This window comes from Mesorhizobium sp. WSM4814 (assembly GCF_055811595.1).
In genome coordinates, this window is sequence record NZ_JBVVQT010000003.1 from 232,755 (window position 1) to 247,741 (window position 14,987).

Annotated in this window: 12 protein-coding genes; 11 read left to right on the forward strand and 1 reads right to left on the reverse strand. The window is 60.1% G+C overall.

Annotated features, from left to right (window positions below; all coding sequences use genetic code 11):
- The first annotated feature begins 79 nt into the window (after positions 1–79).
- The 6 genes from AC0L2V_RS07480 to AC0L2V_RS07505 all read left to right on the forward strand — a co-directional run bounded on the left by AC0L2V_RS07480 (position 80) and on the right by AC0L2V_RS07505 (position 7,624).
- On the forward strand, positions 80–1,885 hold the full coding sequence (locus AC0L2V_RS07480; RefSeq protein ID WP_473509501.1) for an ABC transporter ATP-binding protein: 1,806 nt from the start codon (positions 80–82) through the stop codon (positions 1,883–1,885).
- A 201-nt stretch (positions 1,886–2,086) separates the two neighbouring features.
- Positions 2,087–3,070 (forward strand): hypothetical protein, encoded by a 984-nt coding sequence (locus AC0L2V_RS07485; protein ID WP_473519793.1) that lies wholly within the window; start codon positions 2,087–2,089, stop codon positions 3,068–3,070.
- A gap of 8 nt (positions 3,071–3,078) precedes the next feature.
- Positions 3,079–4,263 (forward strand): glycosyltransferase family 9 protein, encoded by a 1,185-nt coding sequence (locus AC0L2V_RS07490; protein ID WP_473519794.1) that lies wholly within the window; start codon positions 3,079–3,081, stop codon positions 4,261–4,263.
- Positions 4,253–5,425, forward strand: coding sequence for a glycosyltransferase family 9 protein (locus AC0L2V_RS07495; RefSeq protein ID WP_473509506.1), 1,173 nt, complete (start codon positions 4,253–4,255; stop codon positions 5,423–5,425). The genes AC0L2V_RS07490 and AC0L2V_RS07495 overlap by 11 nt, the downstream gene beginning before the upstream one ends.
- Positions 5,426–5,579: 154 nt before the next feature.
- Positions 5,580–6,653, forward strand: a complete 1,074-nt coding sequence (locus AC0L2V_RS07500) for a hypothetical protein (protein ID WP_156942598.1) — start codon at positions 5,580–5,582, stop codon at positions 6,651–6,653.
- A gap of 374 nt (positions 6,654–7,027) precedes the next feature.
- The gene (locus AC0L2V_RS07505; protein WP_473519795.1) at positions 7,028–7,624 is read left to right on the forward strand and encodes a sulfotransferase family protein; all 597 of its coding nucleotides are present in this window, start codon (positions 7,028–7,030) and stop codon (positions 7,622–7,624) included.
- 21 nt (positions 7,625–7,645) lie between these two features.
- On the opposite strand, the gene AC0L2V_RS07510 is transcribed toward AC0L2V_RS07505, so the two are convergent.
- Positions 7,646–8,563, reverse strand: coding sequence for a sulfotransferase family protein (locus AC0L2V_RS07510; RefSeq protein ID WP_287258369.1), 918 nt, complete (start codon positions 8,561–8,563; stop codon positions 7,646–7,648).
- Positions 8,564–8,737: 174 nt separating this feature from the next.
- On the opposite strand from AC0L2V_RS07510, the gene AC0L2V_RS07515 reads away from it, so the two are divergent.
- From AC0L2V_RS07515 to AC0L2V_RS07535, 5 genes are all read left to right on the forward strand, one after another.
- Positions 8,738–9,907, forward strand: a complete 1,170-nt coding sequence (locus AC0L2V_RS07515; protein ID WP_473509510.1) for a glycosyltransferase family 4 protein — start codon at positions 8,738–8,740, stop codon at positions 9,905–9,907.
- Positions 9,908–10,014: 107 nt separating this feature from the next.
- Entirely contained in the window at positions 10,015–10,830 is an 816-nt protein-coding gene (locus AC0L2V_RS07520) for a glycosyltransferase family 2 protein (RefSeq protein WP_287341683.1), read from the forward strand.
- A 78-nt stretch (positions 10,831–10,908) separates the two neighbouring features.
- Positions 10,909–11,640: a glycosyltransferase gene (locus AC0L2V_RS07525; protein WP_091589996.1), complete on the forward strand. Its 732-nt coding sequence runs from the start codon at positions 10,909–10,911 to the stop codon at positions 11,638–11,640.
- A 1,444-nt stretch (positions 11,641–13,084) separates the two neighbouring features.
- Entirely contained in the window at positions 13,085–13,804 is a 720-nt protein-coding gene (locus tag AC0L2V_RS07530; RefSeq protein ID WP_473509511.1) for a Crp/Fnr family transcriptional regulator, read from the forward strand.
- Positions 13,805–14,213: 409 nt separating this feature from the next.
- The gene (locus AC0L2V_RS07535) at positions 14,214–14,984 is read left to right on the forward strand and encodes a response regulator transcription factor (RefSeq protein WP_473509512.1); all 771 of its coding nucleotides are present in this window, start codon (positions 14,214–14,216) and stop codon (positions 14,982–14,984) included.
- Positions 14,985–14,987: the final 3 nt, after the last annotated feature.

Sequence of the window (14,987 nt, forward strand, 5' to 3'; positions counted from 1 at the left end):
TGTGCGAGCGGTGTCGCGAAAGTCGCATGGATCGGCAAAGGCCAACTGACACCGACGACACATCGCAGCAGGAAACCGAATGAGCGCAAAGAGACGAATTTCAGCGGCCTTGGCGTACCCGCTGGTCAAGCGCCTGATCCTCGAGAACCTGCCGCCGCACATAAAGCTGTATCTCGCCGGTTTGCTGTGCACGATTGCCGGTGCGGCGGCGACGTCCGGATTTGCCTGGATCATGCGCGACATGATCAACAGCGTCTATATCGACAGGAACGCCGCCGCCGTTTGGGGTATCAGCGCGGCAATCATTGGACTTTCCGCTGTCAAGGGCATCGCGGCATACGGTCAAACCATTACGACCGGAAACGTCCGCAGGGCCATCGTGTCGGACCTCCAACACCGGCAGTTTTCCCGGGTGATGCGCCTCGACATTGGCCATTTCGTCAATCAGCATCCCGCCAAATTCATTTCCAAGATAATGTTCAATGCGCGCGCCGGTGCGTCCGTCATCATCACGCTGACGAGCAACACGGCCTCCGACGTTTTGACCCTGGTCGGACTGGCAAGCGTCATGGTCGTACAGGATCCGACCATGTCGCTTGTATCGGCGGCTGCTTTGCCGGTGATCTTCCTCTCGGTGAGCACGATCACGCGAAAGATCAAGTCGCTGGCAAGGGGCGAGACAGAGCTGGCGGCACAGGTTCAGTCGATCGGCACGGAAGCCATAGACGGCATTCGCACCATCAAATCGTTCCAGCTCGAGGACAAGGCGATCGCCAGCTTCGCTAAGGCTGTCCGCAAGATGGAAAGGCGCGGCGTCCAGATCAACCGGACATCGGCGTTGATGAGTCCATTGATGGAGACAGGCGGTGGCTTCATCATCGGCCTTTTCCTCATTTATGCCAGTTGGCAGACCCTCGGCAACGGCAAGACCCCGGGCGAATTCATGGCCTTCATAACCGCCTTTCTGCTTGCCTATGAGCCCGCCAAGCGGCTCGCCCGGGTCAATGTCGACATTCAGAAGCAAATGGTTGCCGTCGAGCAGATGTATGATTTGATCGACACGCCCGAACAGCGACAACTCGCAACCGCAGGCGAGCACCTCACCGGCGCCGAGGGCGGTATCCGTTTTGAAGATGTGGCTTTCTCCTATGGCGGCAACAGCCCGGCGCTGCACGGTGTTTCCTTCGAGGTCCGACCTCGTGAGAAGCTGGCGATCGTTGGCCGCTCCGGCGCTGGCAAGACCACCATCGTCAATCTGATCCTGCGCCTGATGGAGCCGGACAGGGGTAGGATCTTCATCGACGACAAGGACATTGCGAAGATCAGCCTGGCTGACGTTCGCGACAATATCGCACTGGTGTCACAGGATATCTTCCTGTTCGAAGGTTCTATCCGTGACAACATTCGTGACGGACGCCCGAACGCCACGGATCAAGAAATCGATTCCGCGGCGGAACTCGCCCGGGTCACAAGTTTTGCTTCGAACCTTGAAAACGGGCTCGACACCCTGGTAGGGCCGGGCGGTACCAATCTGTCGGGCGGGCAGAAACAACGAGTTGCCATCGCGCGCGCCCTGCTCAAGGATGCGCCCGTGATTGTCTACGATGAAGCAACATCCGCGCTCGACGGCGAAAACGAACGGGCGGTCATGGAGGCTGCGTTCGACGATGCATTTCAGCGTACGGTGATCTGCATTGCGCACAGGCTTTCAACGATCAAGGCGGCCGATCGTATTCTGGTGTTTGACGCTGGCATCCTCGCGGACTCCGGGACTCATGACGAGCTCGCCAGGCGCAGCGAAATCTATCGCTCGATCTTCCATCTGGAGGCGTCCGCTCCGCTCGTCGAAGGCGGCAAAACGCTGCGGCAGAGCGTATTGCGCTGAAGGCCGATGACCAGTTTTTACCACGGTTCCTACATCCGGTATGTGATTAGTGGATTGGGCCTGCAGTTGCGCCGGTACACAAAGGCCGTGCGGACGCTGTTTGCCGGCTCCAGGCCTCGTTCCGTTCTTGAGCAGCAGGCCAAGGTCGACGCGCTGATTGCGCGCCGGGACTGGACAGGGCTTGAAGCAAGTACCAATGAAATGGCCATCATGGCCGATCGTGCCCGCGACCCCGAAATGTTGCAGACGGCGGGCCAGGCGTTCGAACGGCTGGGCAACTTCGCACGGGCGGCCGAGCTTCGGCTTTCCGCTCGCCGGCAACGAAAAGGGAAAGGTGCCAATGAGTGGACTGGAGAAGACCTCGGTTCGGATAGGCTGCTGATCGATCTTGTGGAGGATGACCCTCGCAGTCTTGGCCGGGTTATCCGCCATGCGCGACTGGCCGGCGCCGCCGCTGCATGTGCGCAAAGTGCGACGATTAGGGTCGAGCCGCGCCTCGTATCGCTTGTGCAGCGGACGTTCCCCAACGCGACCGTGGTCCCAGCGCAGCAGAATGTCGTTGGTGACAAATTTGCGACCTTCGAAAATCTCGCCTGGATTTTCGGCCGCGATGCCGAAAGACTAGCCGCCGACTTCGTGCCGCTGCGGGCAGATCCTGAACTCGTCGAGATCTTCCGCAAACGCTATCGCTCGATGACGGACCTGCCACTGGTGGGTCTGTCCTGGGGCAGCAAATCACACACCAAGGACGTCCCTGATTTCCCCGAATGGGCACGGTTCGTCGCCCGGACACAGGCGACGTTCGTTTCCCTCCAATACGGACAGATCAAGCCGGCGCTGCGGCGCCTGCGCAACGGCAATGACGCACGGCTTATCTATGATGACAGTGTCGACCAGATGCTTGATATGGACCGTTTCGCCGCGCAGATCGCCGCGCTCGATGCCGTGGTGACGATCAGCAATACGGCGGCCCATCTGTCCGGAGCACTCGGCGGGCCGACCATTTTCCTGATCGATGACAAGTTTCAAACAGCGTGGCCGGTGACTGGCAATCGAACGCCCTGGTATCCGACCGCCGTCGTCATGCGCAAGGAAGGACGTCCGTGGCCGGTGGTGCTCGACGACGTCGGCCGGCGGCTCTCGTCGATTCTGACGGCGCGTTCGACGCTGTCTAGCGATAGTTGAGGGTCGCTGTGCCGAGCAGACGGTCCATCCTTGAAAAGGCAAAAGCCGCCGACCTGCGCCCGCAAGGTGTTGACGGCAAGCGGCTGCAGAAGGTTCTCGATCGGGCAAAGAAGTTTTTTAAGCGCCCCTCGCGCCATGCTGACGAAAGCGTCAAACGGCATGCGAGCCTGATGGCGCAGAGTGTCGAACGGCGTGACTGGCAGGCGGCCCGGGAACATGCGCTGGCACTCGGCCTGCTCGGTGAGCAGCTTGGCGATCGCGGGCTTGTCAAAAAAGCCGGGCGTGGACTAAGACGCCTCCGCGGCGGCAATCGTGCCTGGCAGTTGATTGCGTCGAGCAAGCAAGTGCCCGGCCGGCCCGAATGGGATGGCAGTGATCTTGCGGGTCGCAGGCTTGCCGTCGAGCGGCGCGAAGGCGATCTCGCAATCTTCCTCCAGTTCGCGTCGCTGCTTGGCCCGGTGATCGCGGCCGCCGACCGGTGCACCGTCCTGATCGAGCCGCGACTGGCGCCACTTTATCGCAGAACATATCCCGCGCTCGATGTCAGACCAGAGGCGGAAGCGGCGGCGGCGGTCGACGCCGATGTCTTCGCCTGCTTTGAGACACTGGCGAGGCACTTTTGGCCGGATGAGCCGACAGCGCGTGCGCCCTTCGTTCCGTTGGAGCCGGACCGCCGGCTTGTCGCCGAGTTGCGCGGCGCCTATCTCGATCATGGCCCGGGGCCCCTGATCGGCTTTGCCTGGGGAAGTCTGAACAAAAGCAAGGACCTGCCGGTTCTGGATGACTGGCGGGCGCTGCTCGGCGGTCTGCCGGGCCATTTCGTCAGCATGCAATATGGCGATGTCGGGCCGGCGCTCTCCGAATTCGAGCGGTGGGCGCCGGGACGCATCATCCATGACGCGTCCGTGGACCAATTGTCGGATATGGACCGCTTCGCCGCGCAAATCGCCGCCCTCGACGCGGTGGTGACGATCAGCAATACCGGTGCCAATCTGGCGGGAGCGCTCGGTGTGCCGACCGTCGTCCTGCTCGACGATGGGTTTCGGCTGTCGTGGCCTGCCTTCGGCGAGACCGTCGCCACATATCCAAGCGTTCGACTGGTGCGAAAGGGCGGCCGGGCGTGGGCGTCCGCGATGCGGGAAGCAGGTGGACGGGTTGCGCAAATCATCGGTGGAGTTGGTGATGGAAGCTAGTCAACTGCTTCGCCGGGTTCGCCGCTTTGTCGCGCTCGCAGGCTACAATTACAAGGTCTGGTTCCGTCGTCACCGGCGGCAGCTTTTCCTGCGCTGGCGCGATGGCGACATTGCCGATCAGATGGCGGATTATAGGCGAAGCATCGAGGCGCGCGACTGGTCGGCGGCGCTGCCGAAAGCCCTGGCGCTGGGATCGATCGCGAAGTCGAGGCGCGAGGTCCACCTTCTGGACGAGCTCAGCAAGGCGCTGATGCGCATGGGCGCCTACGGCCCGGCGGCCGAACTCAAGATCGCCCGGCGCCACATCGTCGAGGGCCGCGCCGACGGCGAATGGCTCGGCCAGGATATCTCGGGCCAGGTCCTGCTCGTCGATCTGATGGAGACCGAAAAGCAGGGTCTGGCCACCGCGATCCATCATGCGAGTTCCGTCGGCCGCGCGCTCGCCCGGGCCGCTCGTCTGATCGTCCTGGTCGAGCACCGCTTGGTGCCGCTGTTTCAGCGGACATTTCCCGCCGCCGATGTGCGGGCCGTCGGTCAGGGGACCAAGGCAGCCTATGGCGAGGCCCACCTCTTTGCCGGCGTCCAGCATCTGACCGCCGTGTTCGAGACGGATGAGACCACGATCCGGGAGCATTTCGTCCCGCTGAAGCCGGACCCGGCGCGGGTCGCTGACCTTCGCGCCCGCTATCGCAGGAACGGCCGGCCGTTGGTCGGCGTCGCATGGGGCAGCTCCAATCCCGGCAAGGACCTGCCGCCACTCACGGCATGGCGCGGCCTGCTCGGTCGACAGGACCTGCAGTTCGTTTCGCTGCAATATGGCCGGATCGAGCCCGACCTGAAAATCCTGACCGATGGTGATCCCGCGCGCATCTTGCACGACGTCTTGGTGGATCAACTCATCGACATGGATCTTTTCGCCGCGCAGGTCGCGGCGATGGACGCCGTCGTAACCATCAGCAACACCGGGGCGCATCTGGCCGGCGCACTTGGCATCCCTTCGGTCTTCATCCTTGGTGACGGCTTCAAACGTTCCTGGCCGGTCGAGGGCGACCGCACGCCTTACTATCCTTCCGCCGTGCTGGTCTCGAAGCGGGAACGACCCTGGGCTGCGGTGATGGAAGACGCACAAAACCACATGGGCTCACTCATCAGCACTGTTTGAATCCACCACCCAAGGCATCGCGAGTGTCCCAGGCAGGTTACAACCAGCGGACAGTCAAGCGCCTTCTTGACGGCGAGACCAGTGTAAACTAACCGGCGGGCGGCCGTTCTAAATTTTCACGGGCAAGAGGCGATGCATATCTTTGGGTAGTAGTTTGGGAAACAAGGCGTCTTCTCCTGTCAGCGATGGCTTTGTGCAGCGGCTCCTCGCGGCGTACCGGCTTGTGCATCCAGGAAATCTGTTCAAGCGCGGGCGTATCTACGCTCGCGGCAGGGCAGCGACGAGGACGGTCTACTTCGTCCCACACAACCGCAACAATGTTCGGCTGCTGGCTGACGCGGCAGAAATTCTGGGTGACCGCGGCATCCGCTGCGTGTTCGCGCATCTCGATGGATTGAAACGCGGCGGCGTAGCGCGACCTGAACTCAACGCCCGAGGAATATCGCATATCGGCTTTGCTGACCTCGAGCGGATGATCAGGCCCGGTGACATGCTGGTGACTGGAAGTGACTTTGCGCCGCAATTTTTTAGGCGATTCATCGACTCCATCAACTTCGGCATGGTCCGTGTGGTCGGCCTCATCGGAGGTGCGCGAGAGCTGCGGCCGCATCGATTTGTGAGAGCTGACTACATCCTGTCGATGGGACCAGCGGCGCTGCAGCAAAGGCGACAGCCGACATATGTTGTCGGCTCCCCGGTCATTGAGCGTGCCGCCGCAAGCGCTGGTGCCAGGCACGACGAAGGGCTTTTTGTGCTGGTGAACTTCAAGGGGAATATCGAGGACCCCGCAGATCGCCAGGCGATTGAAGCCGTGGCAGCCGCATGTGCGAAACTCGGCCTTGCCCATGTCGTTAGCGTCCACCCCACGATGTTCGCAAAAGTCGACATGCCGAACAAATCGCCGCTGGATTTCGCACAGCTGCTCCCGGACGCTCTGGCGCTCGTAACGCGCCCAAGCACCACTGTTTACGAAGCAATCGCCTGCGGCATTCCGGTGGTGCTGTTTCCGCCGGTTTCGCCCATGGTCGAGTTCGACAGGCCCATGGGCGCCTTCAAACCAACATTGTCGGAGCATGACCTCGTCGAGGATATCCGCGCTGCGGTCAGGTCAAGACCGACCTATTTTGAGCAAAGCCGGGATTTCCTCAATGCCAATCTGTCGATTGATCCAAAGGTGCCGGCTTCGCAACGGATCGCCGAAGCCTTAATCGATATTTACAATCGCTGATCCTCTCGGAGTAGTGCTTGACGATCTGGGCGTGGCCGAACAGAAAAGCCTGAGGGACATTGCGCAAATCGACCCGACAAATCTCGCAGCAAACGGCTCCTAGCGCGACACTGCGGTGTCTGATATTTCAGGCGCAAGTCACGTGCGAAAGATTGCGCTTTCTGCGCTATGAAGATATGCGGCGGGATACAAATGATGCTTGCCCGGCTCGACTACTGGAAATGGCTCGATGAAGCCTTTCAGCGGCATGGCAGATCTCATGCCGACGACAGGGCAGGTGTGAATTGATCCGATGCAAAGGCTTTGTCTGCGGATGCGGGCATAGCGGCACCACGCTGATAGCGACGATCCTTGCCTCGCATGGCGATGTCTTTTTGCCATTCGAAGAAACCAACGTGTTTTTCAAATGGACCCCACTTGCGCTGTATCGCTACTCGAAGCTGAAACAGGCGGCCATTGGGGCGGGCAAGTCGGTGCTGCTTGAAAAGACACCGCGTCATATCAGGCGTGTCGACCGGATACGACGTCTGGTGCCGGGCGCGAAGTTCGTGATGCCGGTACGCGATGGGCGCGATACCGTTGCTTCGCTGACCAAGCGGCTTGGCGATGCGACCGAGAGCCTGGATCGCTGGATTTCGGACAACACAATGGTGCTTGCCGAGCTCGGCAGCACGGACGTCCTGATTTACCGCTACGAAGATCTTGTCAATGACCCGGAAGCGACCATCGAAAAGATCTGCACCTTCCTGGGATTGTCGTTCGACCAGAGTTTGCTCGACTATCATCGGAACCCGCAACGATGGTTCACACTCGATGCGCAACCCCAACATGCCGCGCTCCGCAACCAGCAGGTCAACAAGCCAATTTATGATGGCCGCGGCCGCTGGAAGACCGAACTGGGTCAAATGGAATTGAAGGAGCTTACCGAGGGACGCGGCAAACCGCTGATGCAGGCGTTCGGGTATGTTTGAGGGTTCCGTCGCGCGGATTGTTCACTCTGGAAGCGCGCGCGGATAGCCAAACTGATCGAAGTCGCGCTCATAGGCGCGGTAGATCGTATCGGCCAGTTCTGGCGTGAAATAGTCGGCAAGCCTGCGGCGCGAGGAGGTGTGCAGAGGTGGCATCGCCGCGCGTCGCATTTCCTCGCTTGCACCGACATGATCGAGAACCCGTTCGAAATCTCGTGCGAAAGTCTCGGTTTTGCCGATGAGGTCGAACACAACGCCTGGAAGGTCGACGATGTCGCTTTGCCTCTGCCAATGCTTGTCGATGCGCCATGTCGAGGTCGTGCAGGCAAAGGCGACGAAATCAGCAAACGACAGGCTCTTGTCAGCACCGACAGGCAGCGACGGATCCGCCCTTTCGCGATGGGCCAGATAGACCTCCACCCTGCCATAGCCAGGCACAAGGGGGCGGTCGCGATATTGGTCGGCCCAGCACGACAACAGCCTTGTATAGGGATTGCGAACGAAGGTGAACCGCAAGGCTTCGGGACTTGTGGCCATGCGATGGAACTGCACGATGCCATGGCGAGGCGCCTGCAAGCTCGACGCTTTTCGGTTGTGCACCTTCCAGTTCTGGTCGCTGCGCCACTCCGACACGGTGTCATTGCCGATCATGGCTGCAAGGTTGCTGCGAATGCGGCTGCTCGCCGCCTTCGGCGTGGCGAGATACAGGATCTTGAGTTGCGGGACGACGTCGATCAGGTCGTCCGGCAGATAAGCGGTTTGCATCGCTCTGCGGTAGAAAGCCAGAGCTTCCGGATGCGCCCAGGCTAGAAACGGCTCCTTGACCAGACCGCGGAGATTTCGCAGCCCCGGTCGCAACGAGCGCTCCAGGCGGCGGACCACGCCGACTTTGCGTTTGCCCGAGACGGTCTTGTCGGCGGGCGAGACATGGCTGGTGGTCATCGGCAAAAACCCTCGCCTTGAAAGCAGTCTACCGTCGTGGCATAGCCGCAACCACGCGGAACTATACGCCAGCGCCCCTATCCAGGACCGGCTTGCCACGCTTAATAGACTGCGAGCAAAGTCCCGCCAAGTTCGAAAGCTTGATCGGGGTGCAAAAGGGCGTAGCGAGGTCGCATGGATTTGTCACGGCATGATCAACGGGATCAAGCTGACCCGAAGAAGCCTATCCTGTTCGTGCGCCAGCGTTACGCGCCCTTTGGCGGAGGCGAGATCATGCTGGAAAACATCATGGCGGCGTTCGCCGCGCGTCAACGGCCGGTGGCCGTGCTGTCAGGCGACTGGCCGCGACACGAAGGCATAGAGTTCATCCAGTGCGCCGGCCGCCGCTTTCCCCGCTCCCTGCGGGCGACGTCCTTTGCTCGAGCCGCCTGCCGCAAGATCGCCGAAATGCCGCCGGCCCTGGTGCAGAGCAACGATCGCCTTCCGTGCTGCGACGTCTTCCGGGCCGGGGAAGGCGTTCATGCCGCCTATCTTGCCGAGCGACGGCGTTTCGAGACGCGGCTTGGCACGGCAGCGATGGCGCTGAGCCCGTTTCACCGCCAGACGCTGCGCCTCGAGCGCGCGACCTATGGCAGCCCACGGCTTAAAGCGGTGATTGCCATTTCGAAAATGGTGGCGCAGGACATTGTCCGTCACTACGACTATCCGGCCGAACGCGTGCACCATATTCCCAACGGCGTCGACCTGGAGCGCTTCAACCCTAAGTTGCGCCAACAGCATCGGGCCGTGGTCCGCTCACGGCTTGGCGTCAACGATGACAGGCCGGTCGTTCTCTTCGTTGGCTCGGGTTTTGCGCGAAAAGGACTTCTTGCCTTGATGAAGTCTGTCGCAATGCTCGATGGTGAGCCGGAGTTATGGGTCATTGGCCACGATTCGCGCGCCGATACGTTCCAGCGGGCCGGTGACAGGCTTGGTCTTAGTGCAAGGCTCCGCATGCTGGGGCCGCAAAAAGATACGCTGCCATGGTACGGCGCAGCCGACATTGCGGTGCTGCCTTCCATCTATGATCCATTCGGCACAGTGGTGATCGAAGCCATGGCCAGCGGATTGCCCGCCGTCGTCAGCACCGGGTGTGGGGCGCGCGAGCTTGTCGATCGCTTCGAGCCGACGCTTGTTTGCGACGCAGCCAGCGTAAACGACCTCGCCGCCGGGCTTGCCCGCGCCTTGCTGCTGTCGTCACGGCCCGAGACTGCGGCCAGGGTCAGGGCGGCAGCCGAACACTACGATTTCAACGTCATGATCAGGAGAATGATAGCGCTGTACGAAAATCTCGACCTGAAATAATTTTCGACATATTTTTTGAATCCGTTAGGATCACCGGAGTGCCAACCGGCCGGGGGACAGTTTCATTTGAACAACAGTCGCAGTTTTGATGCCGGAACCGTCTGACCGTGCCGGCGCTCTCAGTCGTCATAATCAGCCGCAATGAGGAAGCGTGCATTGCACGTTGCCTTCGCTCGGTACTTTTTGCCGACGAAATCGTCGTCCTCGACAATAACAGTACTGATCAGACCAGGGACATCGCCAGCGGGCTCGGGGCCAAGGTGCTGATCACCCTCGATTGGCCGGGTTTCGGCGCGCAAAAAAACCGCGCCCTCGCCGCGGCGACAGGCGATTGGGTCCTTTCGCTCGATGCCGACGAATGGGTCGAGCCGCCGCTGGCCGCGGAAATCAGGGCCGCAATCGCCAACCCGAAAGGCTGTGACGGCTTCGAAATACCAAGACGATCGCGTTTTTGTGGGCGCATTGTCCGCCATGGCGGCTGGTCGCCCGATCTGGTGCTTAGGCTTTTCCGTCGCCAGTCCGGCCGCTTCAGCAACGACACCGTGCATGAGAAGGTGGTGGTGAATGGCAAGGTCTCGCGATTGTCCCATCCCCTGGAGCATGACTCCATCGCCGACCTGGCGGACGCGCATGACAAGATCGGCAGATACGCGCAAGCGTCCGCCGCGCGGATGCTTGCCGAGGGGAAAAAAAGCTCGATCAGCAAGGCGGTTTTGCGCTCGGTCTGGGCTTATATGAACAGCTATGTCTTCAGGCTGGGGTTTCTGGACGGTTCGACCGGTGCGATGGTCGCCGCTTATTCGGCCGGCTACACCTATCAGAAATGGGCGCTTGTCGCGTTGGGTGGCAAGTCGAGGTGCGCCGAGGAAAGCCGGGCCGGGGTGAACGGCAAATCCGCGGGTTTCAGAAATCGCCCTGGCTAATTTCCGCGCCATTGTTGCCGAGTTGTTGCCAGACAGTTAGTGTGTGCCCGTTTTGAAATTGGAGCCAAGGTACTGAATATGACTGATGCGTTTAGGGTATTCGTTGGATGGGACAGCCGTGAGCCGATCGCCTACGACGTGGCGCGGCACTCTTTGCTCAAAAACGCTTCGGTGCCCGTCTCCGTCATTCCAATCAAGCAGGACGAGCTGCGTGCCCGTGAACTGTATTGGAGGGAGAAAGATCCGCTCGCGTCAACAGAGTTCACTTATACGCGGTTTCTCACGCCTTTTCTCGCCGACTATACGGGCTGGGCTTTGTTCTGCGATTGCGACTTCCTGTGGCTCGGTGACGTTGCAGGTCTGCTGGAATACACGAAGTCGAACAAGGCGGTCTATTGTGTCCAGCACGACTACACGCCGAAGGCCACCACCAAGATGGATGGCGTTGTCCAGACATCCTACCCTCGAAAAAACTGGTCCTCGCTGATGCTGTTCAATTGCGCGCATCCTGCGGTTAAATCGCTTACGCCGGAGGTCGTGAACCGCGAAAGCGGCGCCTACCTCCACCGAATGCAGTGGGTCGCCGATGAGGATCTGGGCTCGCTGCCGGTAGAGTGGAACTGGCTTGAAGGTTGGAACGAAAAGCCGGCGCATGGCACACCCAAGGCGGTCCACTATACAAGTGGCGGTCCGTGGTTTGCCGAGTGGCAGAATGTCGACTATGCGGATCTGTGGATAGCCGAACGCGACGAATTCCTGAGCAGTGCCGATCAAGCAGAGGCTGCTCTTTCGCGCTCGGCGAGCCGGTAGCCCAGCCAAAAAGCCCCAGCGGCTGGCGGTGGCGATGCCTAACGCCGCTTGGGGTTCCCGCGCAGACGGCCGGTCTTCGCGCCGTGCTGCGGCACGACCTCGCCGAACACCGGGTTGGGCGCGCTCTTCGCGGGCGCCGGGACGGCCCGTATCGTTTCGACCAGGGTCGGGCGCTGCTTCGCCCCGGCACAAGCGCCCTCTACATCTGCCCGTCCAGCCATTCCCGCAAATCGCGGTCCTGCTTGTTTTCGGCAACGGGCAGCGAGGGCCGCCTCCAGACATACCAGATGGCGGCAAGCACCCCGGCAGACCACGTGCCGGCGAAAACATTCGCAATGAGGTCGATTGGAACCTCCCAAGCCGGCTAGAACATTAGCACGGCATCATTTAGGAGGGCGACACCAATTAGGAGTAGAGCAGAGCGGGTGGAGCCGTAGGAGCCTCACGGCCATCCACCGTCTCAACCAGCTGTCCCTTGCGAGGTCGCGGCCAAGAAGGCGATGAGCAACAGCCATGCGGTCACCTTGAAGACGGCGCGTAGCATTCTTCGTCAATGGCAACGATCGGACGCAACGCTGCTCAACATGTCAAGGCGCCGAGCAATCCAGTGCGGTTGAAGCGGCCGCTCGCAGCGTCAGACATACCCCCTCTTCAGGGTACGTGGCGAGTGGTCTCTTCGCAGTTGCGAGGCAAGCGGGGGGCGAAGCTAACGCGAATGGAGTATACCTCGCGCCTGTGTCGCGGCTGAACCCGGAGACAATTTGGCTCGAAGGAGGGACTGTCAATCGACCTGTTCCGGTCCTGGAACTGCAGCGAAGGTTACTCATCGAGTCGCCGAACCTGTGAACGAACGCTCTTGTCCGTTCAAACCTCGTCACCGCAATGAGGAAATCTCGAACCGGGCCCAGCGCGACCTGCCGGTTTTGTGACGCATCTGGCCTGCGGCGGTTGCACTTGAGTGACCCGGTGTTGCTCGATCTGGCGGAACCCCGAGGTGCAATCTGCGAGTGAAATCAGAACGTTGCATGGATGGGGTAGCGGCACGTTCCGCCCGATTTTGAACGACCGCCGGTTCGCCCCCGACAACGTCAGCGCGACCGCAAGTCAGCAGCAATGCCTGGCATTGCTGTCGGTAGGGCGAGCCAGTCACGCCGAAAGCCGTAAGCGATCCGGAAGGGTGGCGTGTTCGAAAGTTGCACGGTGCCACCAATCGCATCGGACCGCCGGAGGCCATGCCATTCGAATGGATGGTGCAGAAAGTCGGTCGAATTCTATGATGAATTCGGGTCGTACTGCGCTCGACCAGGCGTGATCCTTGCTTTTTTGTGAGAGTGCAGTGCAACATCACCCAATGGTTGTAGCCCGTGCAGGGTACTCAACACGTCAAAGCTGGAGTACGTTTTTGCCCAGGGAGGTATCTAGGGGAGGATTGGCGGGGTTTCGAATGACGTATGCTACAAGCCTTTCATTGAGTGAGAATGAAAACCGTCCGACGTCAGTCGCAGTCAAAAGCGACGATAAGGCGTATATCAAGGCGCTAGGCTTCGTGCCGAAGCGATATGCGGCGGAGACCGCTATCGTCAATCAGGGGGAGGACGGCGATCGCGTCTTCATGATCGAGTCTGGCTGGGGTTGCATTTCTCATGACCTTGCCGGTGGACAGCGACAGATTTTGGACTTTGCCCTGAAGGGCGACATTGTCCTGCCACAGACCTACACGGGCGCTGCTCTTCAGACATTTGTGGCTCAAACCGACCTTGCGGTGCTGGAAGCCTCGGCTAAGACGCTTGCTCTTGGAGCAGCGAAGTCGCCACACATAGCCTCGCTTTTTCTTGAAACGCTCGCGCGCCAGCGAGCGCTTGTTGCCCAACACCTCACCAATATAGGCCGACGCAGCGCCCTGGCGCGTACAGCGCACTTGCTGCTCGAACTGAGAGCGCGCTTGGAGCGCGTCGGCGCTGCCAGCCGCACTGGCTTTGCATGCCCTCTCACCCAGTACGACCTCGCGGACGCGCTCGGCCTGACGCCGGTCCATGTCAATCGAATGCTGCGGGAATTACGGGAACGCGGTTTTTTGGAGTTCCGCCAAGGTCATGTCCGCGTGCTGGATCGGCTGGGCGTAACGAAGTTTGCCGAGTTCGACGACAGGTATATCGATGGTTGACACTTGTTTTGGCGCACGATGCAAACGCGGCGCGACGCGCCTTGAAGCCGCACTGGCTATCGGCGACGACGACTGTCTTTACCGACGGGCTACCCGCGCCTGGCAAACAACGCGCGGTCCAGATCGCGGTCGGTGTGTTCTCTGGCTAACCCCTCCTAGACCAAATTACTACGGCCAAGTGAAGGGGTAAAATTTTTTTACGTTTTGTTAACCTAAATTAGTGAAGGCACAGCTTTTAGGCTATAAACATTAGTGACGGGGTAGTGCTGTCCAAGGTGGGGCTTTGGGAAATCCCGCAGTTATAGTGAAGGCGACGCGAACAGAACACTGTTCGCGGGAAATAGTATTTGCCTGAAGTATATCTCGTACTGGATCTCGAAACGTTGGGTAGAGTTTGGGGAGTAAGTTCATGGTTCCGACAATTCAACTGGATAACAAATCACCCGGTGCACTGGAATTCGTATCGCGCAAGGCCGGGAATGGAATACATCTGCATAGACACGGCTTGACCGAATCCTGCCTGGCTCTGCTGGACGAGCGAGTGCTTGACCGACAATGTCTTGCGCAATGCCTGACCGCCTATGGCATCGGGAAGGAAATCCTGTCGTTCGGTTCGATCGAAGAGTGGCGGCATCAAGAGAATGCACTGTCGATATCGGCCATTCTGCTGAACGTGGGCAGCCGAAAGGTGACAGATGCAAGGACCGGCAGCGAAATTGCCGATCTTGTGAATGAGGCCCACCCGGTTCCGGTGGTGATTTTGGCCGATACCGACGATCTGGAGCAGATTCTCAAGGCGTTGAATTATGGCGCAAAAGCCTACATCCCTTCATCGATCCGGTTCGAGATCTGTGTTGAAGCCGTAAATCTTGTCCTTGCCGGTGGCACATTTGTCCCTGCAAGCAGCGTGCTTGCCCAGCACAAGGCAATCGACACGTCAGTCGAAATGACAAGGCCCATGGCGAGTGTGTTCACGGAGCGGCAAGAAGAGGTCGTCCAGGCTCTCAGGCGTGGGAAGGCGAACAAGATAATCGCTCATGAGCTCAACCTCCGCGAGAGCACGGTCAAGGTCCATATCCGCAACATCATGAAGAAGCTGAAGGCGACGAACAGGACGGAGGTCGTTTACAAGCTCAATGAGATGTTTCCTGGCGCCCACCTGTTGGGCCGATCGAGCTAAACG